Consider the following 25,110-nt stretch of genomic DNA (forward strand, 5'->3'; position numbering starts at 1 on the left):
TGCGGCCACGCGGTTGCTACCACTGAGTACATTCATGTGAAGGAGGAACGAGAGGGGTACCCCGTAGCGGGACCCCGCTCGGACCACGGGACGGTCCACCACCGTCGTCATACCGGCACCGGACCCAGCGAAGAGGAGCGGTACGTGAGCGAGAGCAGCGCGGAGGCCGGCGTCGCGGCCATCGCCTCCGCGACGGGGGCGGCCGCGAGCTGGCGCAGGGCGACCGGTCTCGCCGGCGCGGCGATAGGCGTGGTCGCGGCCGGCGCGGCCGCCGGCGTCGCCATAGAGCGGATGACCGTGGGCCGCGGCATGCGCCAGAAGGCGCGCCTCGCCCTGGACTCGGCGGGACCGTACGGCTCGCTGCGCGGCACGCCCGGCAAGGCGTACGCCGACGACGGCACCCTGCTGTACTACGAGGTCGACGACGTCGACCCCGAGTCCGCGCCCGCGCTCAGCCCCCGCCGGCGCCGGCTGTTCGGGCGCAAGGCGCCGGCCCCCGTCACCGTCGTCTTCAGCCACGGCTACTGCCTCAGCCAGGACTCCTGGCACTTCCAGCGGGCGGCGCTGCGGGGCGTCGTGCGCACCGTGCACTGGGACCAGCGCAGCCACGGGCGGTCCGGGCGCGGGGTCGCCCAGACACAGGAGGGCCGGCACGTCGACATCGAGCAGCTGGGCCGGGACCTGAAGGCCGTCATCGACGCGGCGGCGCCCGAGGGGCCGCTCGTCCTGGTGGGGCACTCCATGGGCGGGATGACCATGATGGCGCTGGCAGACCAGTACCCGGAGCTGATCCGCGAGCGGGTCGTCGCCACCGCCCTGGTCGGTACGTCGTCCGGGCGGCTCGGCGAGGTCAACTTCGGGTTGCCCGTCGCGGGGGTCAACGCCGTGCGCCGTGTGCTGCCGGGTGTCCTCAAGGCGCTGGGGCAGCGCGCCGAGCTGGTGGAGAAGGGGCGCCGGGCCACCGCCGACCTGTTCGCGGGGATCATCAAGCGGTACTCGTTCTCGTCGCGGGACGTGGACCCGGCCATCGTCCGGTTCGCCGAGCGGATGATCGAGGGGACCCCGATCGACGTGGTCGCCGAGTTCTACCCGGCCTTCACCGACCACGACAAGACCGAGGCGCTCGCCCTGTTCACCGAGATGCCCGTGCTCGTCCTCGCCGGTGTGGGCGATCTGGTCACGCCGAGCGAGCACAGCGAGGCCATCGCCGACCTGCTGCCGGACGCCGAACTGGTGCTGGTGCCGGACGCCGGGCACCTGGTGATGCTGGAGCACCCGGAGGTGGTCACCGACCGCCTCGCCGACCTCCTCACCCGCGCGGGCGCCGTGCCCGCAGGGGCTACGGTTAGTGGCTATGGAAGCACCAGCAGCACCGCACAACGCGGGTGACCTACAGCTGACCGTCACCTCCCCCGATCAGATGCGGGAGCTCGGCCGGCGACTCGCCAAGCTGCTGCGCGCCGGCGACCTCCTGATGCTCAGCGGGGAGCTCGGCGCGGGCAAGACGACGCTGACCCGGGGGCTCGGCGAGGGCCTGGGGGTCCGGGGCGCGGTGACGTCCCCGACCTTCGTGATCGCCCGGGTGCACCCGTCGCTCGGTGACGGCCCGCCGCTCGTCCACGTCGACGCCTACCGGCTGTCCGGCGGCCTGGACGAGATGGAGGACCTCGACCTGGACGTCTCGCTGCCCGAGTCGGTCGTCGTCGTGGAGTGGGGCGAGGGCAAGGTCGAGGAGCTGACCGAGGAGCGCCTCCAGGTCGTGATCCACCGGGCCGTCGGCGACACGACGGACGAGGTGCGGCAGGTGACGGTGACCGGGCTCGGCGAGCGCTGGGCGGCCGTGGACCTGAGCGTGCTGTCCGCCTGACACGCCCCGGGCCGGAGCCGGCCCGCGAGGCCGTTCCGACAACGTGTCGGGAAACCGTTGCGTTCGCGGTCGTGGGCGTGGTCACATGGTATCCAGCCAGTGGTTAGGCGTGCCTAACCACGCCCGCCCCCGACCTCAGGAGGCGCCCCATGCCGGTACCGGAGAACACGCCCGACGGTGAGGCGCGGCCGCACCCGCCGGCCCACGGCGTTTCGCTGTCCGTGCGCGACCTGCTGGCGGCCAACGCCGCCGCGCGGCTCGTCTCGACACCTCCGCGCGCGCCCGAGCCCCATCCGGTCGCCGAGCCTCGGCCCGAGGCGGCCTGACCAGGGCGGTCAGGGGATCACGACCACCATGCGGCCGATCGTCGCGAACTCCCACATGGCGGTCCCGTCACCACGTGACTCGCGGATGCCGCCCGTCCGCGCGGTCGGGTCCGGCTGCGGGGTGCCGCCCGGCACGGCCGCGCTGAAGCCGATCGTCACGCCGTCCACCGCCGCGAACCGCACCACGTGCTCCACCGGCAGCCCGTCGGTCCCGGTGACCGAGCCGGAGCGCGACACGACCGGGTAGAGGCCCGGTGCCGGGTCGACCGATCCGGGGGTCACCCGGAACGTCCTCCTGACCTTGTCGCCGTTCCCGACCAGCCACACCCGGTCGTCGCCCAGGGAGTAGACGACCCGCTCCCCGGTGCCGGAGAGGGCGGGCAGCGCCTCGGGGTCGGCGGCCTCCCGGGGGGCCTCGGAGGTACTCGCCGCGAGCGCCCCGCCGGGGGGCTCGCCCAGGTCGGGCGGGACGTTCGCGGCGGCCTGGAAGGTGAGGAAGCCGACCGCGGCGAGGGCGGCCGCGGCCAGGCCCACGACGAATCCGGAACTGCTGCCCGCCACCGTCACCACCTCAGCGTTCGCTCGCGCCACGTGATCATGCCGACCGTAGCAGTCACCGCCCGCCCGACCGGGGCGGCACTTCCGGAGCCCCGGGCGCCGTAGGCTGTTTGCGTGCTCTTGCTCGCTCTGGATACCGCCACCCCCGCCGTCACCGTCGCGCTGCACGACGGCACGGACGTCATCGCCTCCTCGAGCCAGGTGGACGCGCGCCGGCACGGCGAGCTGCTGCTGCCGGCCGTCGACCGGGTCCTCGCCGAGGCCGGTGTCCGGCTGGACGCCGTCACCGGCGTCGTCGTGGGCATCGGCCCCGGCCCCTACACCGGGCTGCGCGTCGGCCTGATGACCGCCGACACCTTCGGGTTCGCCCTCGGCGTCCCCGTGCACGGCGTGTGCACGCTGGACGGTCTCGCCTACGCCGCCGACATCGAGAAGGGCCCCTTCGTCGTGGCGACCGACGCCCGGCGCAAAGAGGTCTACTGGGCCCGGTACGCCGACTCCCGCACCCGGCTGACCGACCCGGCCGTCGACCGGCCCGCCGACATCGCCGCCGAGGTGGCCGGACTGCCGGCCGTCGGCGCCGGCGCCCTGCTCTACCCCGACACGTTCCCGTGGACCCACGAGCCCGAGCACGTGTCGGCGGCCGCCCTGGCCGCCCTGGCCGCCGAGCGGCTGGCCGCGGGGGAGGAACTGCCCGCGCCGCGGCCGCTGTATCTGCGCCGCCCCGACGCCCAGGTCCCCAAGAACTACAAGGTGGTCACCCCCAAGTGACCGGACCCGTGACCACCCCCGGCGGCGCCGAGGGCCCCGAACTGCGCGAGATGCGCTGGTGGGACATCGACCCCGTGCTGGAGCTGGAGAAGGCGCTCTTCCCCGAGGACGCCTGGTCCCGGGGCATGTTCTGGTCCGAACTGGCCCACTCCCGAGGGGCCGAGGCCACCCGCCGCTATGTCGTCGCCGAGCAGGACGGGCGCCTGGTCGGCTACGCCGGGCTCGCCGCCGCCGGCGACCTGGGGGACGTCCAGACCATCGCCGTCGCGCGCGACTGCTGGGGGACCGGCCTCGGCGGGCGGATGCTGGCCGAGCTGCTGCGCGCGGCCACCGAGTTCGAGTGCGCCGAGGTGATGCTGGAGTGCCGGGTGGACAACGTCCGCGCGCAGAAGCTCTACGAGCGCTTCGGATTCGAGGCCATCGGCTTCCGGCGCGGCTACTACCAGCCGGGGAACGTGGACGCCCTGGTGATGCGACTGACCACAGCGCCCGACAGCGGCAGCGCCGCGGGTGACGACTCCGTACAAGGAACTGAGATCAATGGCTGACTCGCGGGACGAACCCCTCGTTCTGGGCATCGAGACCTCGTGCGACGAGACCGGCGTCGGCATCGTCCGCGGCACCACCCTGCTCGCCGACGCCGTGGCCTCCAGCGTCGAGGAGCACGCCCGCTTCGGCGGCGTCGTGCCGGAGGTCGCCTCCCGGGCCCATCTGGAGGCGATGATCCCGACCATCGACCGGGCGCTGAAGGAGGCGGGCGTCAGCGCGCGCGACCTCGACGGCGTGGCGGTCACGGCCGGTCCCGGCCTCGCGGGCGCGCTGCTGGTCGGCGTGTCGGCGGCCAAGGCGTACGCCTACGCGCTCGGCAAGCCGCTGTACGGCGTCAACCACCTCGCCTCGCACATCTGCGTGGACCAGCTGGAGCACGGGCCACTACCGGAGCCGACGATGGCGCTGCTGGTGTCCGGCGGGCACAGCTCGCTGCTGCTGTCCTCCGACATCACCTCCGACGTCCGCCCGATGGGCGCGACCATCGACGACGCGGCGGGCGAGGCGTTCGACAAGATCGCCCGCGTGCTGAACCTCGGCTTCCCCGGCGGACCGGTCATCGACCGCTACGCCCGCGAGGGCGACCCGAACGCGATCGCGTTCCCGCGCGGTCTGACCGGCCCGCGCGACCCGGCGTACGACTTCTCCTTCTCCGGCCTGAAGACCGCCGTCGCCCGCTGGATCGAGGCGAAGCGGGCCGCGGGCGAGGAGGTGCCGGTGCGGGACGTCGCGGCCTCCTTCCAGGAGGCGGTCGTCGACGTGCTGACCCGGAAGGCCGTACGGGCCTGCAAGGACGAGGGCGTCGACCACCTGATGATCGGCGGCGGCGTGGCCGCGAACTCCCGGCTGCGGGCCCTGGCCCAGGAGCGCTGCGAGGCGGCCGGCATCCGGCTGCGGGTGCCCCGGCCGAAGCTGTGCACGGACAACGGCGCGATGGTCGCCGCGCTCGGCGCCGAGATGATCGCGCGCAACCGGGCGGCCTCCGACTGGGACCTGTCGGCGGACTCCTCGCTGCCGGTGACGGAGCCGCATGTGCCGGGCGCCGGGCACGACCACGTGCACGAGGTGAGCAACGAGAACCTGTACTCGTGAGCGTCGTCGCCCTGATGTGGGAGGCGCGGGCGGTGCCCGGGCGGGGCGGGGACCTGCTCGCCTGGGCGCGGGCGCAGGAGCTGCCGCGGCCGCCCCTGCGCCGGGAGACTCTCCGGGCGGCGCAGGACCGGGTCCTCGTCATCACGTGGTGGGAGGCGGACGCCGACGCGGAGGTCCCCGAACTGCCGGAACCCGACGGCGAGCTGGTCACGCGGGCCGTGCACCGGTGGCGGTTCGAGTCGCTCGGTACGGAGGGTCCCGGCCGGTCCGGCGGCTGAGAGAGCCGTCACGCGTGCGGTCCCATGCCTCGAAGGTTTCGTGGTGCCTGTCGAATGTTCCGGGATGCGGACTGGGCCGGAAAGGGTTCGTCGCCGGGCCGGGCGGGGTTACGATCGCCGCCATGACAGCCCGTGAGACCGCCGCATCCCGGACGGCAGAGCCGGAGAACCGGCCGGCACCGTCGACGGCAGCGACGACCGGCCGGTCCGGGCGGACGGCCACGCTCGCCGAGATCGCCCGCGAGGCCGGCGTCTCGGCGCCGACTGTTTCGAAAGTCCTCAACGGACGCGCGGACGTGGCCCCGGGCACCCGCAGCCGTGTCGAGGAGCTGCTGCGCGCCCACGGCTACCGCCGCCGGCGGGCCGAGACCGGCCGCTCGCCCCTGATCGACCTGGTCTTCCACGAGCTGGAGAGCGCGTGGGCGATGGAGGTCATCCGGGGCGTCGAGAACGTGGCCCGGGACGCGGGGCTGAGCGTCGTGCTCAGCGAGAGCGCGGGGCGCCTCACTCCGGGCCGGACCTGGGCCGACCAGGTCGCCGCCCGCCGCCCGTACGGCGTGATCCTCGTGCTGTCCGACCTCGACGAGTCCCAGCGCGCGCTGCTGACCAGCCGTTCGATCCCGTTCGTCGTGATGGACCCGGCGGGCGACCCGGGCGCCGACGTGCCGTCCATCGGCGCGACCAACTGGCAGGGCGGCCTCGCCGCCACCCGGCATCTGATCGAGCTCGGCCACCGGCGGATCGGCGCGATCACCGGACCGTCCCGGATGATGTGCAGCCGCGCCCGCCTCGACGGCTACCGCGCCGCCCTGGAGACGGCCGGGCTGACGGTCGACCAGGACCTGGTCAGGACCGGCGACTTCCACCATGAGACCGGCTACCGGCAGGGCCTGGAACTGCTGCGCCGCCCCGACCGGCCCACCGCGGTCTTCGCCGGCAACGACCTGCAGGCGCTCGGGCTGTACGAGGCCGCGCGGGAGCTCGGGCTGCGGGTGCCGGAGGACCTGAGCGTGGTCGGGTTCGACGACCTGCCGGTCGCGCGGTGGGTCGGGCCGCCGCTGACGACCGTGCGGCAGCCGCTGACGGAGATGGCGGAGGCGGCGGCGAAGCTGGTGCTGGACCTCGCCCGCGAGCAGGGCACCCCCTCGGCGACCAGGGTGGACCTGGCGACGAGCCTGGTGGTGCGGAGCAGCACGGCCCCGGCGCCCCGGCTGTGACGCCCGCCGGGGCCCGGCGCGAAACTTTCGGCTCCTTTCTGAGAGAAGTCTGAGAATTTCGCGCGAAAACCCGCCCTGGGCTCCCTGGCCGTAATAATTCGGACGTACGTTCCTACCTATGAGGGGACGCGGGCGGGGAACGGGCGAGGACGACGCGGGACGCGGGGACCGGCGGGCGTCCGTGTGGCGAAGGGCGGGGATCGCCCTCGCGGCCTTACTGGCCCTGGCGATCGGGGCGGCGGCCTGGGCCTACCGGCATCTCGACGACAACATCACCGGTGTCGACATCGACCAGGCGCTGGGCGACGACCGCCCGCCCCGGGCGATGACGACCCCGACGCCGTCGGCGTCACCGCTGCCGACGGACGCGCTGAACATCCTGGTCCTCGGCTCCGACTCGCGCAGCGGCGCCGCCAACAGGAAGCTCGGCGGGGGCGACAGCGGGGGCGCCCGCTCGGACACCGCGATGGTGTTCCACATCGACGCCGGCCGCACCACGGCCACGGTCGTGAGCATCCCGCGCGACACCCTGGTCACCCGGCCGTCCTGCCCGCTGCCGTCGGGCGGGTCGACCCGGCAGGCGTACCAGGCCATGTTCAACAGCGCCTACGCGCTGGGCGGTCCGGTCTGCGCGGTCAAGACGGCCGAGTCCCTGACCGGCGTGCGGATGGACCACTACGTCGAGCTCGACTTCTCCGGGTTCGCGAAGCTGGTGGACGCCCTCGGCGGGGTCACGGTCACCACGGACCAGGACATCCAGGACGAGGACAGCCATCTGGACCTGGCGGCCGGCACGCACCACCTGGACGGGGAGCAGGCGCTGGCCCTGGCCCGCACCCGGCACGGCATCGGCAACGGCAGCGACCTGGGCCGCATCGAGCTCCAGCAGAAGCTGGTGAAGGCGCTGCTCGACCAGATCTCCGCCACCGACCTGCTCACCGAGCCCGCCCGGCTCTACCGGGTCGCCGACGCGGTGACCGGCGCCCTGACCACGGACACGGGACTCGACTCGCTGAGCGAGCTGACCGGCCTCGGGCAGAGCCTGCGGGGGCTGACGTCGGCCGGTGTCAGGACCCTGACCATGCCGGTGGTGCCGGCGCCGTCCAACCACAACCGGGTGGTGGCGGACGAGCCGGAGGCGGGGAAGCTGTGGGAGTCGCTGCGCTGAGAGAAAACTTCTCAGAGATCCCGGGGGACGTGTCGATCCGGCGGCCGGCCGTTCGACGCAGGGGTGAGAGGCCGGGAAGGGCCCGGTCACCGCAGCACGAGGAGTCACCATGCCCCGATACCTGTCGCTCGTGAAGATCGACGAGGCGTCCGCCCCCGCCGAGGGCCCGAGCCCCGAACTGATGCGGCGCATGGGGGAGCTGATCGAGGAGGTCACCAAGGCCGGCGTCATGCTCGACACCGCCGGGCTGCTGCCGTCCGCGCAGGGCACCCGGGTGCACTGGGAGGGCGGAAGGATCTCCGTCACCGACGGGCCCTTCACCGAGGCCAAGGAGGTCGTCGGCGGGTACGCGATCATGCAGTGCAAGGACAGGGCCGAGGCCATCGAGTGGGCCACCCGGTTCCTGAAGGTGCACGAGGAGTTCTGGACCGTCACCTGCGAGGTGCGGGAGATCGCCGAGGGGTGACCGCTCCCGCTGGGCCGCGGGACGGGCAGGGTGTTCGATGGTGGGCTGTGGAGACACCGCGCACCATCGACACCCGGTCCACCCTCGAGACCGTCTTCCGGCTGGAGTTCCCCCGCGTCGTCGCCGCCGTCACCCGGGTCGTCCGGGACGTCGGCATCGCCGAGGAACTCGCCCAGGACGCCCTGGTCGCCGCGCTGGAGAAATGGCCGCGCGACGGCGTGCCCGACCGGCCGGGCGCCTGGCTCACCGCCGCCGCCCGCCACCGCGCCGTCGACCTGGTCCGCCGCCGGGAGAACTACGCCCGCAAGCTCCGGGAGATCGGCCGGAACCTGGAGGACGTGCCGCCGCCGGAGCCCGCCGACCCCGACGCCATCGACGACGACCTGCTCCGGCTCGTCTTCACCACCTGCCATCCCGTGCTGTCCCCGGAGGCCCGCACGGCTCTCACCCTGCGTCTGGCCGGCGGTCTGACCACGGCCGAGATCGCCCGCGCCTACCTGGTCCCCGAGGCCACGGTCGCCCAGCGCGTGGTCCGCGCCAAGCGCACCCTGGCCACCCGGAACGTCGCCTTCGAGGTGCCGTACGGACCCGACCGCGAGGCGCGGCTCGGCTCCGTCCTCGACGTCATCTACCTGATCTTCAACGAGGGGTACGCGGCGACCGCCGGCGACGACTGGCTGCGCCCCGCGCTGTGCGAGGACGCGCTGCGGCTGGCCCGGCAGCTGGCCGCGCTGATGCCGAAGGAGCCCGAGGTGCACGCACTGGCCTCGCTGCTGGAGTTCCAGGCGTCCCGCACGGCCGCCCGCACCGCCTCCGACGGCACGCCCGTCCTGCTGCGCGACCAGAACCGGCGCCGCTGGAACCGCATGCTGATCGCCCGGGGCATCACCGCCCTGGACCGGGCGGGCGCGACGGCGACGGGCGCCCCCGGCCCGTACGCCCTCCAGGCCGCCATCGCCGCATGCCACGCGCACGCGTTCCGCTACGAGGACACCGACTGGCGGTCCATCGCCACGCTGTACCGGCTGCTCGCCGCCCGGTCGCCGTCGCCGGTGGTGGAGCTGAACCGGGCGGTCGCCGTCTCGATGGCCGAGGGCCCCGGGCCCGCCCTGGAGATCGTCGACGCCCTCGCGGGCGAACCGGCGCTGCGGGCCTACCACCTGCTCCCGAGCGTGCGCGGCGACCTGCTCCTGCGCCTCGGCCGCACGGCCGAGGCGCGGGCGGAGTTCGAGCGCGCGGCGGCGCTGACGCGCAACGAGGCGGAGCGGGAGATGCTGCGCCGACGGGCGGCGGAGGCCGGGCCGTGACTACGCGGGGCGCCCCACCAGCATGGTCGGCGCGCCCGCCACCCGGGTCAGGAACACGGTGGCCGCGTTCGGCCCCTGCGGCTTGACCTTGCGGCGCAGTTCCTCCGGCTCGACCGCCGAACCGCGCTTCTTCACGGTCAGCGTGCCCACCCCGCGCTCCCGCAGCAGCGCCTTCAGCCGCTTCACGTTGAACGGCAGCTGGTCGGTGATCTCGTACGCGGTGGCGTACGGGGTGGGGCGCAGCGCGTCCGCCGTGATGTACGCGATGGTCGCGTCGACCAGCCCGCCGTCCAGCGACTCGGCGGCCTCGGCGACCAGATGGGCCCGGATGACGGCGCCGTCCGGCTCGTAGAGATACCGTCCGACGGGTCGCACCGCCGGATCGGGCAGGCCGCGGGAGAGCAGCGAGCGCGGGCCCGGCAGCAGTGTGGCGCGGATGGCTCCGGGGGCCGTGCCGAACCACAGCACCGCCTCCTTGACGTCCCCGCCGTCGGAGATCCACTCGGCCTCGGCGTCGCCGGGGACCGCCTCGTGCGGGATGCCGGGTGCCACCTTCAGGGCGGCGTGGGGTGCGGTGCGGGCCGCCTCGACGGCCCAGGACAGCGGCGGCGAGTACGCCTCCGGGTCGAAGATGCGGCCGCGTCCGCCGCGCCGGGCCGGGTCGACGAACACGGCGTCGAAGCCGGCGGTCGCGACCTCGGTGACGTCCGCCTGGCGCACCTCGACCAGGTCCGCCAGTCCGAGCGCCGCCATGTTGGCCCGGGCCGCCGCCACCGTCAGCGGGTCCCGGTCGACGGCCAGCACCCGGATGCCGGCCCGCGCGAGCGCGATCGCGTCGCCGCCGATGCCGCAGCAGAGGTCGGCGACCGAGCCGATGCCCAGCTCCCGCATCCGGGCCGCCCGGTACGCCGCCACGCTCGCCCGCGTCGACTGCTCGACGCCGTTGGGCGTGAAGTACATGCGCCCCGCGTCCTCGGCGCCGAACTTCGCCGCCGCCCGCTGCCGCAGCCGGGCCTGCCCGAGGGCCGCGGACACCAGCCCGGCCGGGTGCCCGCGGCGCAGCCTGGTCGCGACGGCGAGCTCGTCGGCGGGGTCGGTGTCGCGCACGGCGTCGAGGAGGGCGCGGCCCTCGGGGGCGAGCAGGGCGGTGAAGGCGTCGAGGTGGTCGTTCACCGGGTCATTGTCGGCCAGTCGGAGGATGGTCGGCTCCATGGCGGCGCTGTCGGCCCGGTCCGGGCGGGGGCGCCTGTCAGGATCCGGCTCCATGCGACTTGTAGGACAAAATGACAAAAAGGGGCTCCTGGGGATCGCGGCCTGGAGCCGTCCCGTCGCCCGGGCGGTCCGGCGAACGCGGCTGCGGGGTGCCGTCGCCGGGCTCGCGGTCGCCGCCGTCGCCTCGGGCTGCGCGCAGGGCGGTATCGCCGATCCGGCGGTCGGCACCTCCCCGGCGGGAGGTCCCGTGCCGAGCCGCTCGGCCGTACCGGTGTCGCCTCCGAGCGCCACCCGGACGCCGGACGGCAGGAAGCCGCAGTCCGCCCAGCAGGCCCACGCCGCCCGGGTCGCCGCTGCCCGGCGCTGGCGGCTCGCCCGCGTCCCCCTGGTGCCCCCGCCGCCGCCCGCGGTCAAGCCGCGGATCACCACCCGCAAGGGCTTCGAGGTCGACGGGCACGAGGAGTCGGGCCTCCCGCCGGTCTTCACGACCGTCCCCACGAACCGGAAGGTCGTCTTCCTGACCATCGACGACGGCGCCGAGAAGGACCCTGCGTTCCTGCGCATGATGAGCGACCTGAAGGTGCCGTACACCGCCTTCCTCAGCGACTACGTGATCAAGGACGACTACGGCTACTTCCGGCGGCTGCAGCGCGCGGGGGCCGATCTGCACAACCACACCCTCCACCACCGCTACCTGCCCGCCCTGTCCTACCGCCACCAGCAGTACGAGATCTGCGGCATGCAGGAGGTCATGGAGGAGCGCTACGGCGAACGCCCCGTGCTGTTCCGGCCGCCCTTCGGCAACTACAACCGCGACACCCTGCGCGCGGCCAGGTCCTGCGGGGTGCGGTATGTCGCCCTGTGGAACGAGGAGGTCTTCGTCGACCGCTGGGACCACCGGGAGGAAGACCGCAGGATCCGTCCGGGTGACATCGTGCTCAGTCACTTCCGGGGCCGGGACGAGTGGAAGGGCACAATGCCCGACATGATCCGCCGGTTCCTGGACAGGGTCACGGCCGAGGGGTTCGCGGTGGCCCGGCTGGAGGACTACCTGTGACGCCGCCGCGGCGGACACGCGCGCCCGTCGCCGTGGCCCTGGCGACCCTCCTGCTCGCCGGATGCGCCGCCGGCACCTCCGCCACCGGCCCCCGCGCCGGGACCGCGCACGAGGCGACGCGCTCGGCGAAGAACGCCACGCACGCCGCGCAGCCGCACCGCCGCTGGGGCCTGAGCGACCCGCTGCCCGCGCCGCCCCCGCCACCCGCCCGGCGGGTGGCGCGGCGCCCCGGCGGCCCGCCGCCCGTCCTGCACCGCGTCCCCACCCGCGACCGGGTCGTCTTCCTCACCTACGACGACGGCGCCGAGAAGGACCCCCGCTTCATCGACATGGTCCGCGAACTGCGGCTGCCGGTCAGCATGTTCCTCACGGACAGCGTGGTCGGCCCCGGATACGGGCACTTCGCGCGGCTCCGCGCGGTCGGCGCGTCCCTGCAGAACCACACCCTCGACCACGCCGCCCTGCGCGGACTGCCCTACGCCGGCCAGCGCGCCGAGATCTGCGGCCAGCAGGACAAGCTGCACGCCCGCTTCGGCGTCCGCCCCCGGCTCTTCCGGCCGCCCCACGGCACCTACGACACCACCACGCTGCGCGCCGCCGCCGACTGCGGGGTCACCGCCGTCGTGCTGTGGCGGGCGGCGATGGCGGGCGACGGCCGGCTGACGTTCGCGAAAGGGCCCGCGCGGCTGCGCCCCGGCGACGTCGTCTCCATCCCCTCGGGTGAGCCGGGCGGGCTGCCGCTGCGCGAGCGCACCACCCTGCTGCTGCAGGCAATTCAGGAGCGGGGGCTGACCGTGGGCCGCCTCGAGGACTACGTCTGACGAGCACCGTCCACGGCGCGCCGCGCCACGGCGAATTGGCACTCCGCTTGACCGAGTGCTAATCGCGGTCATAGTCTCGGTCTTGGCACTCCCCACTGGAGAGTGCCAACACGCGACGGGCAGGTCCGGCACCCGCGACGACGGATCGACCTGGTCGCCACCTCAGACAGTTAACCCCGTGAGATCTCCGAAGGGGGAGGTCGGATCGTGACGACCACCAGCTCCAAGGTTGCCATCAAGCCGCTTGAGGACCGCATCGTGGTCCAGCCGCTCGACGCCGAGCAGACCACCGCCTCTGGCCTGGTCATCCCGGACACCGCGAAGGAGAAGCCCCAGGAGGGCGTCATCCTCGCCGTCGGTCCGGGCCGCTTCGAGAACGGCGAGCGCCTTCCGCTCGACGTGAAGGTCGGCGACATCGTGCTGTACAGCAAGTACGGCGGCACCGAGGTGAAGTACAACGGCGAGGAGTACCTCGTCCTCTCGTCCCGCGACGTGCTCGCGGTCATCGAGAAGTAAGACACCTCGAAGCTCTTGCTTCCAGCTGCGCCCCTGGCCCCCGCGACCACATAAGAACCGGGCGCCCGGGGCGCAGTGTCTTTTGTTGAGAACCCACAGAATCCGAGAGGGCTCCCGCTGTCATGGCGAAGATCCTGAAGTTCGACGAGGACGCCCGTCGCGCCCTCGAGCGCGGCGTCAACAAGCTTGCCGACACGGTCAAGGTGACGATCGGCCCCAAGGGCCGCAACGTCGTCATCGACAAGAAGTTCGGCGCTCCCACCATCACCAACGACGGTGTGACCATCGCCCGTGAGGTCGAGGTCGAGGACCCGTTCGAGAACCTCGGCGCCCAGCTGGTGAAGGAGGTGGCGACCAAGACCAACGACATCGCTGGTGACGGCACCACCACCGCCACCGTGCTCGCCCAGGCGCTGGTACGCGAAGGTCTGAAGAACGTCGCCGCGGGCGCCTCCCCGGCCCTGCTGAAGCGGGGCATCGACGCCGCCGTCGCCGCCGTCTCCGAGGACCTCCTCGCGACCGCGCGCCCGATCGACCAGAAGTCCGACATCGCCGCCGTCGCCGCGCTGTCCGCCCAGGACCAGCAGGTCGGCGAGCTCATCGCCGAGGCGATGGACAAGGTCGGCAAGGACGGTGTCATCACCGTCGAGGAGTCCAACACCTTCGGTCTGGAGCTGGACTTCACCGAGGGCATGGCCTTCGACAAGGGCTACCTGTCGCCGTACTTCGTGACGGACCAGGAGCGCATGGAGGCCGTCCTGGAGGACCCGTACATCCTCATCAACCAGGGCAAGATCTCCTCCATCGCCGACCTGCTGCCGCTGCTGGAGAAGATCATCCAGAGCAACGCCTCCAGGCCGCTGCTGATCATCGCCGAGGACGTCGAGGGCGAGGCCCTGTCGACCCTGGTCGTCAACAAGATCCGCGGCACCTTCAACGCGGTCGCGGTCAAGGCCCCCGGCTTCGGTGACCGCCGCAAGGCGATGCTGCAGGACATCGCGGTCCTCACCGGCGCCACGGTCATCTCCGAGGAGGTCGGCCTCAAGCTCGACCAGGTCGGCCTCGACGTGCTCGGCTCCGCCCGCCGCGTCACCGTCACCAAGGACGACACCACGATCGTCGACGGCGCCGGCAAGTCCGAGGACGTCCAGGCCCGCATCGCCCAGATCAAGGCCGAGATCGAGAACACCGACTCCGACTGGGACCGCGAGAAGCTCCAGGAGCGCCTCGCGAAGCTGGCCGGCGGCGTGTGCGTCATCAAGGTCGGCGCCGCCACCGAGGTGGAGCTGAAGGAGAAGAAGCACCGTCTGGAGGACGCCATCTCCGCGACCCGCGCCGCGGTCGAGGAGGGCATCGTCTCCGGTGGCGGCTCCGCGCTCGTCCACGCCGTGAAGGTCCTCGAGGACAACCTCGGCAAGACCGGTGACGAGGCCACCGGTGTCTCCGTGGTCCGCAGGGCCGCCGTCGAGCCGCTGCGCTGGATCGCCGAGAACGCCGGCCTGGAGGGTTACGTCATCACCTCCAAGGTCGCCGAGCTCGAGAAGGGCCACGGCTTCAACGCCGCCACCGGCGAGTACGGCGACCTGGTCAAGGCCGGCGTCATCGACCCGGTCAAGGTCACCCGCTCCGCCCTGGAGAACGCCGCCTCCATCGCCTCCCTCCTGCTCACGACCGAGACCCTGGTCGTCGAGAAGAAGGAAGAGGAGGAGTCGGCCGCGGCCGGCCACGGGCACGGCCACGCCCACTGAGTGAGCGGCTCCTAGGACGACGCACGAGGGCCCGGCACCCCCGCCACGGGGGCGCCGGGCCCTCGCCGCACCCTGCCCCGTGTGATCCCGGCCCAGGACGCGACGGTCACCCCTCGGGCGGACAAAGGCCCCGCCCCGTCCTCAGGACGGGAGCGGGGCCTTCCCCTTCGCGGTCATGCGCCGAGTACCCCCAACTGCTCCATCAGTCCCGCGCGGTCGTAGATCCAGTGGCCCTCGCGGATGCGGCCGTCCCGGAAGCGCTGCCAGGTCATGCCCTGCATCCTCACGTCCTGGCCGGTCGGCGGGATGCCCAGGAACTCGCCCTTGTGGCGGCCCGTCAGGGTCCAGCGGCTGCACACCCGGTCGTCCTCGGCCACCTGGTCGTCGATGCGGAACGTGAAGTCGAAGGCGCCGTACCAGCCCTCCAGCACCGCCCGCATCCCGTCCAGGCCCTGGACGGGGCGCGGGGAGGACGGATCGTGGTCGACGTAGTCGTCCGTGAGGTGCTCGATGATCCGCTCCGGGGGCCTGCGGCCCAGCGCCGTGAAGAAGGCGCGCGCGGTGAGGACGTTCACCTGCTCGTCCCGCACCACGTCCAGGTCGGTGAAGACCGGGGGCCCGTCGCACAGCGCCACCATCTCCTCGTAGATCCGCCCGGTCTCCGGGAGGCGCGAGTTGCGCATCGCCTCGTCGTACGACGGGAACTCCACGATCTCCACGAAGTGCGAGGCGTCGGACCGGTCCCGGCCGATGACGTCGTGCCTGACCGTCCGCTTCCCCTTGGTCTGCTCGACCCACCTGTCCATCAGCCGGTTCATCTCGTCGAACCGGTCCGTCCTGCAGTCGATGAGCTGTAGGAACGTCCTGACGCCGGCGCCTCCCGGTCCCCCTGGGTGCGGCTGGACAGCATCATTCTCCCCGCCGGGGCCGCCCGGCGCCTCCCGCCGGGACCGCCCGCTACTGCGGCCCGTACTTGCGGCCCGTCCGCGACGAGATCGTGCCGAGCATGCCCCGCGGCACCAGCTTCGCCGCGCCCAGCAGCACCTTGTAGCGCGGGTCCGGGACGGACAGCGTCCGCCCTCGCGCCAGGTCCTCCAGCGCGGCGGCCGCCACCTTGTCGGCGTCCAGCCACATCCACCCGGGGATGTTGTCCGTGCCCATGCCCGCGCGCTCGTGGAACTCGGTCCGTACGAACCCCGGGCACAGCGCCATCAGCCGCACCCCGCTGCCGGCCAGGTCCCGCGCCGCGCCCTGGGTGAACTGCACGACCCACGCCTTGGACGCGCCGTACGTCCCGCGCGGCACGAAGGCCGCCACCGAGGCGACGTTCACGACACCGCCCCGGCCCCGCTCGCGCATCGACTCGGCCGCCGCCGAGGTCAGCCGCAGCACCGCCTCGCAGTGCACCTTCAGCATCCGCAGCTCGTCGGCCATGGACACGTCGAGGTAGCGGCCCTTGTTGCCGAACCCCGCGTTGTTGATCAGCAGGTCGACCGGGTTGCGGCGGTCGCCGAGGCGGGCGGCGACCGACTCGATGCCGGCGTCCTCGGCGAGGTCCGCCGTCAGCACCTCCGCCTCGACGCCGTGCCGGTCGTGCAGTTCGGTGGCCTGCTCGCGCAGCCGCTTGGTGTCCCGGGCCACCAGGACGAGGTCATGTCCGTCGGCGGCCAGCCGTCGCGCGAACGCGGAGCCCAGGCCCGCCGTCGATCCCGTGATCAATGCCGTTGTCATGGCGCAAGGTTAGTGACCCGGACCGGCCCGTTCCGCCCCCCGGCCGCCCGGCGGGCCACCGGCTGCGGCCGTACCCGACGGCGACCCGCTCCCGCGTCCCTTCACGCGGCGTCGCGTCAGGACCCGTACTTCGCCACGTACTTCCTCGCCGTCTCCACCGCCTCCGGGTGCAGCCACTCGGCCGCGGCCAGGACGCGCGGCAGCAGCGTCCGCTCGGTCGTGACCGCCCGGAACTGGAACGCCACCGTCACCTCGTGGTCCGGCCGGTGGACGACCTCGATCGCGTCGCCCGCCCGGATCTCTCCCGGCTCGATCACCCGCAGATACGCCCCCGGCGCGGCCTGTGCCGTGAACCGCTTGACCCACTGCCGTTCACCCAGATGGCCCTGGAAGGTGCGGCAGGGGATACGGCCGCTCGTGACCTCCAGCAGCAGGTCGGGCCCCACCCGCCAGCGCTCGCCGATCAGCGCCCCGGAGACGTCCACCCCGGACGTCGTGAGGTTCTCGCCGAACACGCCGTTGCGCAGCGGGCGCCCCAGCTCGCGCTCCCAGGCGTCGAGGTCCTCCCGCGCCACCGCGTACACGGCCTGGTCGTCACCGCCGTGATGCTGCCTGGCGCACACCGCGTCCCCGGCCAGACCGCTCCCGCCGACGCCCTTCGCGCCGGGTGCCGTCACCCGCACCGGGCCCTCGACAGGGCGCTTGTCGATGCCGGTCACACCCTCGGCGTGGTCCGTGTACGGCACCGCCTCAGGGCGGCCGAGATTGACTGACAGAAGCTTCATGGCGGCACGGTAGGCGACCAGTGGTCAAAGTGTCGACGCGATATGAACCGCGCTCTCCAAGCGCGGCTTATGCTCGAAGACGTGCTCGAAGCCCGTCATCTCCGTGTCCTGCGCGCCGTCGCGACCACCGGCTCCTTCTCGGCGGCCGCCCGCGAGCTGGGCTGCACCCAGCCCGCCGTGAGCCAGCAGATGAAGGCACTGGAGACGGCCGTCGGCACCCCACTGCTGATCCGCACCGGGCGCGCGATGCGGCTGACCCAGGCCGGCGAGGCGCTCGTGCGGCACGCCACCGGCATCCTGGCCGGACTGACCGCCGCCGAGGAGGAGGTCGCCGCCATCGCCGGTCTGCGCGCCGGACGGGTCCGGCTCGTCTCCTTCCCCAGCGGCAGCTCCACCCTCGTCCCGACCGCCCTCGCCGCCCTGCGCGCCGCCCACCCCGGCACCCGTGTCTCCCTGGAGGAGGCCGAGCCGCCGACGTCGGTCGAGATGCTGCGCGAGGGCGACTGCGACGTGGCCCTGGCCTTCCGGTACGAGAGCGCCGCCGGCACCGAGGAATGGGACGACCTCGTGGTCCGCCCGCTGCTCACCGACCGCCTGGTCGGGCTGGTCCCGGAGCGGCACCGGCTCGCCCGCGCGGCATCACCGGCGTCGGTCGCCATCGGCGATCTGGCGGCCGAGCCGTGGATAGCCGGGTGCCCGCGCTGCCGCGGTCAGCTGGTCGAGGTGTGCGCGAGCGCCGGCTTCACCCCGCGCATCGACTTCGCCACCGACGACTACCCGGCGGTGGTCGGCCTGGTGGGCGCCGGTCTCGGCGTGGCGGTCCTGCCCCAGCTGGCCGTGGAGTCCGTACGGCCGCGGGGCGTGCGCGTGGTGGCGCTGGAACCGGCGGTCCGCCGCGAGATCGTCGCCCTCACGCTGCCGGACCTCGCCCAGGTGCCGGCCGTGGCCGCGACCCTGGACCAGCTCGCCCGCGCCGCCGGGGGCCCGGGGGAGCCCCGGGCATGAGAGAGGGCACGCAATGCGTGCCCTGATCGGAGAAACGTTCCTTCAGTGGTCGGGACCCGCGTCCCCGCCGGTGGTCGACGCCGACACCAGCCGGTTGCGTGCCCGCCCCATGAGCTCCTCGCGCTCGTCCTCGGTCAAGCCGCCCCATACGCCGTACGGTTCGCGTACCGCCAGCGCGTGCGCCGCGCACTGTGCGCGCACGGGGCACCTCATGCAGACCTCCTTGGCCGAGTTCTCTCGAGCGCTCCGGGCCGCCCCGCGCTCGCCCTCCGGATGGAAGAAGAGGGAGCTGTCCACCCCGCGGCATGCAGCCAGCAGCTGCCAGTCCCACAGGTCCGCGTTCGGTCCGGGAAGGCGGGAGAAATCTGCCATTGCGTGACCCCTTGTAGCCGTTCTGGCCGGATACGGTGTCTACGACCGTACATCTACGATCTAAGAAGATGAAAATATGACTCATTGCGAATCTAGCCCCAAACGCCGTGAAACAGGAAGAAAAAGGGCTGAATGGGGCACCGCTTGTGATGAAACGGGGAGGGTCCGCCCCGCATGTGGGTCCTGTATCCGTCCCCTCACGTAGAGTGCTGAAGACGACACATGTCCCCGTAACTCTTTCGAGTGACCGTCGTTGAGAAGGCGGAGGCGGTTGAAGGAAGAAGCGCTCGGGCAGGCGTCCGAGACGGTCGACCGCACAGGTGACATTTCGTACCAGCCTGGAGGCTCAAGGTGACGTGCATCAGCTGCGGAGGGCGGCCATGACATCCGTCCTCGTCTGCGACGACTCCCCGCTTGCCCGAGAGGCGCTCCGCCGCGCGGTCGCGACCGTGCCCGGCGTCGAGCGCGTGACGACGGCGGCCAACGGCGAGGAAGTCCTCCGCCGCTGGGGTGCCGACCGCTCGGACCTGATCCTGATGGACGTGCGCATGCCCGGTCTGGGCGGCGTGGAGACCGTCCGGCGGCTGCTGTCCGCCGACCCCGGTGCGCGCATCATCATGCTCACCGTCGCCGAGGACCTGGACGGCGTGGCCCTCGCGGTCGCCGCCGGTGCCCGCGGCTATCTGCACAAGGACGCCTCGCGCGCGGAGCTGCGGGCCACGGTCACGCAGGCACTGGCCGACCCGACCTGGCGGCTCGCCCCGCGCCGGCTGCGCTCCGCCGAGATGGGCGCCGCGCCGACGCTGACCGCACGGGAGATCCAGGTGCTGGAGGGCATGAGCCACGGCCGCTCCAACGCAGAGATCGGCCGCGAGCTCTTCCTGTCCGAGGACACCGTGAAGACCCACGCCCGCCGGCTGTTCAAGAAGCTCGGCGCCTCGGACCGGGCCCACGCGGTGGCGCTCGGGTTCCGATGGGGCCTGGTGCGCTGAGCGTCCCGCCGTGGGGCCCGCGTCGTGTCGGCCGGTGACCCCGGGTTCGTCGTGGCTGGTCGCGTGCGCGCGGCACGGCCGCACCATGTCTCGGCCCGCGCCCCCGTGGGGGCGCGGCTTCGAGGCCGGGCAGCGGGTCCGGTCGGTGCCCGGTGCTCGTTTCGCCGCGGATGCCGCATCCTTGAGGTGTGGAGTCTCTCGGGGACGAGTCGGTCGAGCGGAAGGGGAGGGCGCAGGAGATGAGTTCCGGCGCACCTGCTCATAACGCTTCGGTGCACAACGACGGCCGCGATGCCGCGGACGCCGCGGCCGCAGGGCACCATGGACCGATGCGCGACGACGAGGCGGCTCACGCCGCAGGGGCGATCGGTGCACTCGTCCATCGCGCGGTGGACGGGGACGAGCAGGCCACACACGACCTTCTCGCGCATGTCCACCCGCTGGCCCTTCGGTACTGCCGCACCCGGCTGTCCCGCCTGCCGGGGGACGCCCGGCACTTCGTCGAGGACCTCGCCCAGGAGGTCTGCGTCGCCGTCCTGCTGGCGCTGCCGCGCTACAAGGACACCGGCCGCCCCTTCGAGGCGTTCGTCTTCGCCATCGCCGCGCACAAGGTCGCGGACCTCCAGCGTGCGGCGATGCGGCACCCCGGCTCCACGGCCGTCCCCTCGGACGAGATGCCCGAGCGGCCGGACGACTCGCTGGGCCCCGAGGAGCGCGCGCTGCTGAGCAGCGACGCCGAGTGGGCCAAGAAACTCCTGGCCAACCTGCCCGAGAACCAGCGGGAGCTGCTGCTGCTGCGGATCGCGGTGGGGCTGACCGCGGAGGAGACCGGCCAGATGTTGGGAATGTCACCCGGGGCCGTCCGGGTCGCCCAGCATCGGGCCCTGAGCAGACTGCGGGCACTCGCCGAGCAGTAGTCGCCTCGGGTGAACGGGCGTTGCCCGGCTTCCGTACGAACATACGAAGCAGACGGCCGTCAGGAACTGTGGAATTTGCCACCGCGGCTTCCCGTTAGCATGGACATCCGCACCGATCAAGGCCATTTGGGGAAGGTGTCATGACTGCCAACGTCGACGGAGTGCCCGCCAAATTCGCGACACTCGGGCTTACCTACGACGATGTGCTGCTGCTGCCGGGCGCCTCCGAGGTCCTGCCCAACGCGGTCGACACCTCGTCCCGCATCTCCCGCAACGTACGGGTCAACATCCCCCTGCTCTCCGCCGCCATGGACAAGGTCACCGAGTCCCGCATGGCGATCGCGATGGCCCGCTTGGGCGGCGTCGGTGTGCTGCACCGCAATCTCTCCGTCGAGGACCAGGTCAACCAGGTCGACCTGGTGAAGCGGTCCGAGTCCGGCATGGTCACCGACCCCATCACGGTGCACCCGGAGGCGACCCTCGGCGAGGCGGACGCCCTGTGCGCCAAGTTCCGCATCAGCGGCGTCCCGGTCACCGACCCGGCCGGCAAGCTGCTCGGCATCGTCACCAACCGCGACATGGCCTTCGAGCCGGACCGCTCCCGCCAGGTGCGCGAGGTCATGACCCCGATGCCGCTGGTCACGGGCAAGGTCGGCATCTCCGGCGTCGAGGCCATGGAGCTGCTGCGCAGGCACAAGATCGAGAAGCTGCCGCTGGTCGACGACCAGGGCACCCTCAAGGGCCTGATCACGGTCAAGGACTTCGTGAAGGCCGAGAAGTACCCCAACGCCGCGAAGGACGCCGAGGGCCGCCTCCTGGTCGGTGCCGCCGTCGGCGCCAGCCCCGAGGCGCTGGAGCGGGCGCAGGCGCTCGCCGAGGCGGGGGTGGACTTCCTCGTCGTGGACACCTCGCACGGCCACAACAGCAACGCCCTCAGCTGGATGTCGAAGATCAAGTCCAGCGTCTCCGTCGACGTGATCGGCGGCAACGTCGCCACCCGCGACGGCGCGCAGGCCCTGATCGACGCCGGTGTCGACGGCATCAAGGTCGGTGTCGGACCGGGCTCCATCTGTACGACCCGTGTCGTCGCCGGTATCGGCGTCCCGCAGGTCACCGCCATCTACGAGGCCTCCCTCGCCGCCCGCCCCGCCGGCATCCCGCTGATCGGCGACGGCGGCCTGCAGTACTCCGGTGACATCGGCAAGGCGCTCGCCGCCGGTGCCGACACCGTGATGCTGGGCTCGCTGCTCGCGGGCTGCGAGGAGTCGCCGGGCGAGCTGCTCTTCATCAACGGCAAGCAGTTCAAGTCCTACCGCGGCATGGGCTCGCTCGGCGCCATGCAGTCCCGCGGCCAGGGCAAGTCGTACTCGAAGGACCGCTACTTCCAGGCGGAGGTCTCCTCCGACGACAAGCTGGTGCCCGAGGGCGTCGAGGGCCAGGTCCCCTACCGCGGCCCGCTGGCCAACGTGCTGCACCAGCTCGTCGGCGGTCTGCGCCAGACCATGGGCTACGTCGGCGCGGCCACCATCGACGAGATGGAGTCCAAGGGCCGCTTCGTCCGCATCACCTCGGCGGGTCTGAAGGAGAGCCACCCCCACGACATCCAGATGACGGTCGAGGCGCCGAACTACAGCAACAAGTAGCCGCCGGCTCCCGCGACAGGGCGGCTCCGGACGTATCCGGGGCCGCCCTCGTCGTGCCCGTCGGCGATACTGGAAGACGCTGCAACGCATCAGGGAAAGGCCACAGACGTGACTGAGATCGAGATCGGGCGCGGCAAGCGCGGCCGCCGGGCGTACGCCTTCGACGACATCGCCGTCGTCCCCAGCCGCCGTACGCGGGACCCGAAGGAGGTCTCGATCGCCTGGCAGATCGACGCCTACCGCTTCGAGCTGCCGTTCCTGGCCGCCCCCATGGATTCGATCGTCTCCCCGGCCACCGCCATCCGCATCGGCGAGCTCGGCGGCCTCGGCGTGCTGAACCTCGAGGGCCTGTGGACCCGGTACGAGGACCCGCAGCCGCTGCTCGACGAGATCGCCGAGCTGCCCACGGAGGCCGCCACCCGCCGCCTCCAGGAGGTCTACGCCGCTCCGATCAAGGAGGAGCTGATCGGGCAGCGCATCAAGGAGGTGCGGGACTCCGGCGTCGTCACGGCCGCCGCGCTCTCCCCGCAGCGCACCGCCCAGTTCTCCAAGGCGGTCGTCGACGCGGGCGTCGACATCTTCGTCATCCGCGGCACGACGGTCTCCGCGGAGCACGTCTCCTCCTCGCACGAGCCGCTGAACCTGAAGCAGTTCATCTACGAGCTCGACGTCCCGGTGATCGTCGGCGGCTGCGCCACCTACACCGCGGCCCTGCACCTGATGCGCACCGGCGCGGCCGGCGTCCTGGTCGGCTTCGGCGGCGGCGCCGCGCACACCACACGCAACGTCCTCGGCATCCGCGTCCCGATGGCCACGGCGGTCGCGGACGTGGCCGCGGCGCGGCGCGACTACATGGACGAGTCCGGCGGCCGGTACGTCCACGTCATCGCGGACGGGGGAGTCGGCTGGTCCGGCGACCTCCCCAAGGCGATCGCCTGCGGCGCCGACGCCGTGATGATGGGCTCCCCGCTGGCCCGTGCCACGGACGCGCCGGGGCGCGGCTGCCACTGGGGCATGGAGGCCGTGAACGATGAGCTGCCGCGCGGCCAGAAGGTCGACCTGGGCACGGTCGGCACGATCGAGGAGGTCCTGACGGGCCCCTCGCACACCCCCGACGGCTCCATGAACTTCTTCGGCGCCCTGCGCCGCGCCATGGCCACGACCGGCTACAGCGAGCTCAAGGAGTTCCAGCGGGTCGAGGTCACGGTGGCGGACTCCCAGCACCAGCGCTAGCCGACACCCGTACGCCCTGAGGGGCCGGTCGCCCGAGCGGCGACCGGCCCCTTTCCCATGCCCCGAGCGCAACCCGGGCCGCCGGCGCGTGCCACCGGCCGCGGGTCGGCGTCCGCCTGCGCTGTGCGCCCCTCCTCACAACCGGTGCGCCGCCCCTGTGGGGGCCGCGCCCCGGGTGTCGAGGAGTAGTTGGGCCTTCACCGACAGGCCCTGGAGGTCGTAGGTGCGATGCTGCTGGAGCAGGATCGTCAGGTCGGCGTCGGCGGCGGCCTCGTAGAGGGAGTCGGCGCGGGGGACCGGGCGGTCCAGGACGCTCCAGGACGGCACGTACGGGTCGTGGTAGCTGATGGACGCGCCCAGTTCCAGCAGGCGGACGGCGACCTCCTGGGCGGGGGTGGACTGCTGGTCGGCGAGGTCCGGCTTGTACGTGACGCCGAGGAGGAGGATGCGGGCGCCGCGCGCGGACTTGCCGTGCTCGTTGAGCAGGGTGGCGGCGCGCTGGACGACGTAACGGGGCATCTGGCTGTTGACCTGCTGAGCCAGTTCGACCATGCGCAGGGAGCGGCCCGTGGGGGCCGTCAGGCCCTGCGGGACGGCGTGCCCGCCGACGCCGGGGCCCGGACGGAACGCCTGGAAGCCGAAGGGCTTGGTCTCGGCGCAGCGCACGACGTCCCACAGGTCGACACCCAGGTCGTGGCAGAGCACGGCCATCTCGTTGACGAGGGCGATGTTCACATGCCGGAAGTTGGTCTCCAGCACCTGCACGGTCTCCGCCTCGCGCAGACCCCGCGCGCGGACCACCTTGTCCGTGAGGCGGCCGTAGAAGGCGGCCGCCGACTCGGTGCAGGCGGGGGTGAGGCCGCCGATCACCTTGGGGGTGTTGGCGGGGTGGAAGTCGCGGTTGCCGGGGTCGACGCGGCTGGGCGAGTAGGCCAGGTGGAAGTCGCGGCCGGCGCGCATCCCCGATCCCTCCTCCAGCAGGGGCAGCAGCACGCTCTCCGTCGTGCCGGGCGGCACCGGCGACTCCAGGATGACCGTCGAGTGCGGCCGCAGACGGGCCGCGAGGGCGCGCGCGGCGGCCTCCACCTCGCTCAGGTCCAGCGCGCCGTCCGCCCCGAGCGGCGTCGGCGAGCAGATGACGGCGGTGCGGACCCGGCCGAGGTCGGCGGGGCTGGTGGCGTGCCGGAAGCCCCCCGAGAGCATCCGGCGCAGTTCGGCGGGACTGAGAGAGGCGGCCTCCGGACCGGTGCGGTAACCGAGTGTGGGGATACCGGCGGCGATGGCGGCCTTGGCCAGGGGCAGGCCGTACGGGCCTAGTCCGATGACGGCGAGATCTGCGGGCATACGTGGGCCGTCCTTCCCAGTAACCGACATGGGGCTGGTGCGCAACCCCGGTGGCCAGGACGAGGGAGCGCAATGTCAGACTAGGAGTAAATATGACCGATTTGCCGCATTGAATGATCGCGTTTCCGGGAGTGT

General features: G+C 72.7%; 27 protein-coding genes. 20 read left to right on the forward strand and 7 right to left on the reverse strand.

The genetic code is table 11. The features are described from left to right. Positions 1 to 144 precede the first annotated feature (144 nt). The 3 genes from ACFRAC_RS10730 to ACFRAC_RS10740 all read left to right on the forward strand — a co-directional run bounded on the left by ACFRAC_RS10730 (position 145) and on the right by ACFRAC_RS10740 (position 2,193). Entirely contained in the window at positions 145 to 1,389 is a 1,245-nt protein-coding gene (locus ACFRAC_RS10730) for an alpha/beta fold hydrolase (protein WP_382923288.1), read from the forward strand. Further along, positions 1,355 to 1,867, forward strand: a complete 513-nt coding sequence (tsaE, locus tag ACFRAC_RS10735) for a tRNA (adenosine(37)-N6)-threonylcarbamoyltransferase complex ATPase subunit type 1 TsaE (RefSeq protein WP_382923290.1) — start codon at positions 1,355 to 1,357, stop codon at positions 1,865 to 1,867. Before ACFRAC_RS10730 ends, tsaE begins: the two co-directional genes overlap by 35 nt. A gap of 149 nt (positions 1,868 to 2,016) precedes the next feature. After that, positions 2,017 to 2,193, forward strand: a complete 177-nt coding sequence (locus tag ACFRAC_RS10740) for a hypothetical protein (protein WP_382923292.1) — start codon at positions 2,017 to 2,019, stop codon at positions 2,191 to 2,193. 9 nt (positions 2,194 to 2,202) lie between these two features. Here the strand turns inward: ACFRAC_RS10740 and ACFRAC_RS10745 are convergent, their stop codons facing one another. Then, positions 2,203 to 2,754 carry a hypothetical protein gene (locus tag ACFRAC_RS10745; protein ID WP_382923294.1) on the reverse strand — a complete coding sequence of 184 codons (552 nt, stop codon included), beginning with the start codon at positions 2,752 to 2,754 and terminating at the stop codon, positions 2,203 to 2,205. A gap of 111 nt (positions 2,755 to 2,865) precedes the next feature. On the opposite strand from ACFRAC_RS10745, the gene tsaB reads away from it, so the two are divergent. The 8 genes from tsaB to ACFRAC_RS10785 all read left to right on the forward strand — a co-directional run bounded on the left by tsaB (position 2,866) and on the right by ACFRAC_RS10785 (position 9,599). Then, positions 2,866 to 3,522 carry a tRNA (adenosine(37)-N6)-threonylcarbamoyltransferase complex dimerization subunit type 1 TsaB gene (gene tsaB / locus ACFRAC_RS10750; RefSeq protein WP_382923296.1) on the forward strand — a complete coding sequence of 219 codons (657 nt, stop codon included), beginning with the start codon at positions 2,866 to 2,868 and terminating at the stop codon, positions 3,520 to 3,522. A 50-nt stretch (positions 3,523 to 3,572) separates the two neighbouring features. Then, positions 3,573 to 4,070 (forward strand): ribosomal protein S18-alanine N-acetyltransferase, encoded by a 498-nt coding sequence (gene rimI / locus ACFRAC_RS10755; protein WP_382923721.1) that lies wholly within the window; start codon positions 3,573 to 3,575, stop codon positions 4,068 to 4,070. Next, a complete protein-coding gene (gene tsaD / locus ACFRAC_RS10760) occupies positions 4,063 to 5,163 on the forward strand; it encodes a tRNA (adenosine(37)-N6)-threonylcarbamoyltransferase complex transferase subunit TsaD (RefSeq protein WP_382923298.1) in 1,101 nt (366 codons plus the stop codon). The genes rimI and tsaD overlap by 8 nt, the downstream gene beginning before the upstream one ends. 14 nt (positions 5,164 to 5,177) lie before the next feature. Beyond that, complete coding sequence (locus ACFRAC_RS10765; RefSeq protein WP_382923723.1) at positions 5,178 to 5,441, forward strand: hypothetical protein; 264 nt, start codon at positions 5,178 to 5,180, stop codon at positions 5,439 to 5,441. Positions 5,442 to 5,563: 122 nt separating this feature from the next. Continuing rightward, positions 5,564 to 6,658, forward strand: a complete 1,095-nt coding sequence (locus tag ACFRAC_RS10770) for a LacI family DNA-binding transcriptional regulator (protein ID WP_382923300.1) — start codon at positions 5,564 to 5,566, stop codon at positions 6,656 to 6,658. A gap of 118 nt (positions 6,659 to 6,776) precedes the next feature. Further along, positions 6,777 to 7,826: an LCP family protein gene (locus ACFRAC_RS10775; protein ID WP_382923302.1), complete on the forward strand. Its 1,050-nt coding sequence runs from the start codon at positions 6,777 to 6,779 to the stop codon at positions 7,824 to 7,826. Between the two features lie 109 nt (positions 7,827 to 7,935). Then, entirely contained in the window at positions 7,936 to 8,292 is a 357-nt protein-coding gene (locus ACFRAC_RS10780; protein ID WP_382923304.1) for a YciI family protein, read from the forward strand. Between the two features lie 47 nt (positions 8,293 to 8,339). Continuing rightward, entirely contained in the window at positions 8,340 to 9,599 is a 1,260-nt protein-coding gene (locus ACFRAC_RS10785; RefSeq protein WP_382923306.1) for an RNA polymerase sigma factor, read from the forward strand. On the opposite strand, the gene ACFRAC_RS10790 is transcribed toward ACFRAC_RS10785, so the two are convergent. Next, on the reverse strand, positions 9,600 to 10,811 hold the full coding sequence (locus tag ACFRAC_RS10790; RefSeq protein ID WP_382923308.1) for a methyltransferase domain-containing protein: 1,212 nt from the start codon (positions 10,809 to 10,811) through the stop codon (positions 9,600 to 9,602). It lies immediately after the preceding gene. 52 nt (positions 10,812 to 10,863) lie between these two features. Here ACFRAC_RS10790 and ACFRAC_RS10795 point away from each other — a divergent pair, with 52 nt between their 5' ends. The 4 genes from ACFRAC_RS10795 to groL all read left to right on the forward strand — a co-directional run bounded on the left by ACFRAC_RS10795 (position 10,864) and on the right by groL (position 14,953). Further along, positions 10,864 to 11,868 carry a polysaccharide deacetylase family protein gene (locus tag ACFRAC_RS10795; protein ID WP_382923310.1) on the forward strand — a complete coding sequence of 335 codons (1,005 nt, stop codon included), beginning with the start codon at positions 10,864 to 10,866 and terminating at the stop codon, positions 11,866 to 11,868. Continuing rightward, positions 11,865 to 12,689, forward strand: a complete 825-nt coding sequence (locus ACFRAC_RS10800; RefSeq protein ID WP_382923312.1) for a polysaccharide deacetylase family protein — start codon at positions 11,865 to 11,867, stop codon at positions 12,687 to 12,689. Before ACFRAC_RS10795 ends, ACFRAC_RS10800 begins: the two co-directional genes overlap by 4 nt. A 207-nt stretch (positions 12,690 to 12,896) precedes the next feature. Further along, the gene (gene groES / locus ACFRAC_RS10805; RefSeq protein ID WP_013001368.1) at positions 12,897 to 13,205 is read left to right on the forward strand and encodes a co-chaperone GroES; all 309 of its coding nucleotides are present in this window, start codon (positions 12,897 to 12,899) and stop codon (positions 13,203 to 13,205) included. Positions 13,206 to 13,327: 122 nt separating this feature from the next. Next, entirely contained in the window at positions 13,328 to 14,953 is a 1,626-nt protein-coding gene (groL, locus tag ACFRAC_RS10810; RefSeq protein ID WP_382923315.1) for a chaperonin GroEL, read from the forward strand. A 173-nt stretch (positions 14,954 to 15,126) separates the two neighbouring features. Here groL and ACFRAC_RS10815 read toward each other — a convergent pair whose 3' ends face one another. The 3 genes from ACFRAC_RS10815 to ACFRAC_RS10825 form a co-directional block, all read right to left on the reverse strand. After that, a complete protein-coding gene (locus tag ACFRAC_RS10815; protein ID WP_382923317.1) occupies positions 15,127 to 15,759 on the reverse strand; it encodes an ester cyclase in 633 nt (210 codons plus the stop codon). A 151-nt stretch (positions 15,760 to 15,910) separates the two neighbouring features. Next, entirely contained in the window at positions 15,911 to 16,684 is a 774-nt protein-coding gene (locus ACFRAC_RS10820; protein ID WP_382923318.1) for an SDR family NAD(P)-dependent oxidoreductase, read from the reverse strand. A gap of 116 nt (positions 16,685 to 16,800) precedes the next feature. Then, a complete protein-coding gene (locus ACFRAC_RS10825; RefSeq protein WP_382923320.1) occupies positions 16,801 to 17,469 on the reverse strand; it encodes an MOSC domain-containing protein in 669 nt (222 codons plus the stop codon). Between the two features lie 81 nt (positions 17,470 to 17,550). Here ACFRAC_RS10825 and ACFRAC_RS10830 point away from each other — a divergent pair, with 81 nt between their 5' ends. Beyond that, positions 17,551 to 18,474 (forward strand): LysR family transcriptional regulator, encoded by a 924-nt coding sequence (locus tag ACFRAC_RS10830; protein WP_382923322.1) that lies wholly within the window; start codon positions 17,551 to 17,553, stop codon positions 18,472 to 18,474. Positions 18,475 to 18,516: 42 nt separating this feature from the next. Here ACFRAC_RS10830 and ACFRAC_RS10835 read toward each other — a convergent pair whose 3' ends face one another. Next, on the reverse strand, positions 18,517 to 18,846 hold the full coding sequence (locus tag ACFRAC_RS10835; RefSeq protein WP_062663964.1) for a WhiB family transcriptional regulator: 330 nt from the start codon (positions 18,844 to 18,846) through the stop codon (positions 18,517 to 18,519). 380 nt (positions 18,847 to 19,226) lie between these two features. On the opposite strand from ACFRAC_RS10835, the gene ACFRAC_RS10840 reads away from it, so the two are divergent. The 4 genes from ACFRAC_RS10840 to ACFRAC_RS10855 all read left to right on the forward strand — a co-directional run bounded on the left by ACFRAC_RS10840 (position 19,227) and on the right by ACFRAC_RS10855 (position 23,631). Next, on the forward strand, positions 19,227 to 19,838 hold the full coding sequence (locus ACFRAC_RS10840; RefSeq protein WP_003948568.1) for a response regulator transcription factor: 612 nt from the start codon (positions 19,227 to 19,229) through the stop codon (positions 19,836 to 19,838). A gap of 329 nt (positions 19,839 to 20,167) precedes the next feature. Then, positions 20,168 to 20,755 carry a sigma-70 family RNA polymerase sigma factor gene (locus ACFRAC_RS10845; protein ID WP_055622496.1) on the forward strand — a complete coding sequence of 196 codons (588 nt, stop codon included), beginning with the start codon at positions 20,168 to 20,170 and terminating at the stop codon, positions 20,753 to 20,755. 140 nt (positions 20,756 to 20,895) lie between these two features. Continuing rightward, a complete protein-coding gene (gene guaB, locus ACFRAC_RS10850; protein WP_382923325.1) occupies positions 20,896 to 22,398 on the forward strand; it encodes an IMP dehydrogenase in 1,503 nt (500 codons plus the stop codon). Positions 22,399 to 22,506: 108 nt separating this feature from the next. Next, on the forward strand, positions 22,507 to 23,631 hold the full coding sequence (locus ACFRAC_RS10855) for a GuaB3 family IMP dehydrogenase-related protein (RefSeq protein WP_382923327.1): 1,125 nt from the start codon (positions 22,507 to 22,509) through the stop codon (positions 23,629 to 23,631). A 135-nt stretch (positions 23,632 to 23,766) separates the two neighbouring features. Here the strand turns inward: ACFRAC_RS10855 and ACFRAC_RS10860 are convergent, their stop codons facing one another. Beyond that, positions 23,767 to 24,975: a nucleotide sugar dehydrogenase gene (locus tag ACFRAC_RS10860; RefSeq protein ID WP_382923329.1), complete on the reverse strand. Its 1,209-nt coding sequence runs from the start codon at positions 24,973 to 24,975 to the stop codon at positions 23,767 to 23,769. Positions 24,976 to 25,110: the final 135 nt, after the last annotated feature.

This window comes from Streptomyces sp. NPDC056628 (assembly GCF_042792555.1).
In the GTDB taxonomy this organism is placed as follows: domain Bacteria; phylum Actinomycetota; class Actinomycetes; order Streptomycetales; family Streptomycetaceae; genus Streptomyces.

What these genes read in the sequence shown, in the direction of transcription:
- ACFRAC_RS10765 (WP_382923723.1), top strand. Translation starts at nt 5,178, where the DNA reads ATGTGGGAGGCGCGGGCGGTGCCCGGGCGGGGCGGGGACCTGCTCGCC.
- ACFRAC_RS10740 (WP_382923292.1), top strand. Translation starts at nt 2,017, where the DNA reads ATGCCGGTACCGGAGAACACGCCCGACGGTGAGGCGCGGCCGCACCCG.
- rimI (WP_382923721.1), top strand. Translation starts at nt 3,573, where the DNA reads ATGCGCTGGTGGGACATCGACCCCGTGCTGGAGCTGGAGAAGGCGCTC.
- ACFRAC_RS10775 (WP_382923302.1), top strand. Translation starts at nt 6,777, where the DNA reads ATGAGGGGACGCGGGCGGGGAACGGGCGAGGACGACGCGGGACGCGGG.
- ACFRAC_RS10820 (WP_382923318.1), bottom strand. Translation starts at nt 16,684, where the DNA reads ATGACAACGGCATTGATCACGGGATCGACGGCGGGCCTGGGCTCCGCG.
- ACFRAC_RS10835 (WP_062663964.1), bottom strand. Translation starts at nt 18,846, where the DNA reads ATGGCAGATTTCTCCCGCCTTCCCGGACCGAACGCGGACCTGTGGGAC.
- ACFRAC_RS10780 (WP_382923304.1), top strand. Translation starts at nt 7,936, where the DNA reads ATGCCCCGATACCTGTCGCTCGTGAAGATCGACGAGGCGTCCGCCCCC.
- ACFRAC_RS10845 (WP_055622496.1), top strand. Translation starts at nt 20,168, where the DNA reads ATGCGCGACGACGAGGCGGCTCACGCCGCAGGGGCGATCGGTGCACTC.
- ACFRAC_RS10860 (WP_382923329.1), bottom strand. Translation starts at nt 24,975, where the DNA reads ATGCCCGCAGATCTCGCCGTCATCGGACTAGGCCCGTACGGCCTGCCC.
- ACFRAC_RS10815 (WP_382923317.1), bottom strand. Translation starts at nt 15,759, where the DNA reads ATGGACAGGTGGGTCGAGCAGACCAAGGGGAAGCGGACGGTCAGGCAC.
- ACFRAC_RS10770 (WP_382923300.1), top strand. Translation starts at nt 5,564, where the DNA reads ATGACAGCCCGTGAGACCGCCGCATCCCGGACGGCAGAGCCGGAGAAC.
- tsaE (WP_382923290.1), top strand. Translation starts at nt 1,355, where the DNA reads ATGGAAGCACCAGCAGCACCGCACAACGCGGGTGACCTACAGCTGACC.
- guaB (WP_382923325.1), top strand. Translation starts at nt 20,896, where the DNA reads ATGACTGCCAACGTCGACGGAGTGCCCGCCAAATTCGCGACACTCGGG.
- ACFRAC_RS10790 (WP_382923308.1), bottom strand. Translation starts at nt 10,811, where the DNA reads ATGGAGCCGACCATCCTCCGACTGGCCGACAATGACCCGGTGAACGAC.
- ACFRAC_RS10840 (WP_003948568.1), top strand. Translation starts at nt 19,227, where the DNA reads ATGACATCCGTCCTCGTCTGCGACGACTCCCCGCTTGCCCGAGAGGCG.
- ACFRAC_RS10795 (WP_382923310.1), top strand. Translation starts at nt 10,864, where the DNA reads ATGCGACTTGTAGGACAAAATGACAAAAAGGGGCTCCTGGGGATCGCG.
- groL (WP_382923315.1), top strand. Translation starts at nt 13,328, where the DNA reads ATGGCGAAGATCCTGAAGTTCGACGAGGACGCCCGTCGCGCCCTCGAG.
- tsaD (WP_382923298.1), top strand. Translation starts at nt 4,063, where the DNA reads ATGGCTGACTCGCGGGACGAACCCCTCGTTCTGGGCATCGAGACCTCG.
- ACFRAC_RS10825 (WP_382923320.1), bottom strand. Translation starts at nt 17,469, where the DNA reads ATGAAGCTTCTGTCAGTCAATCTCGGCCGCCCTGAGGCGGTGCCGTAC.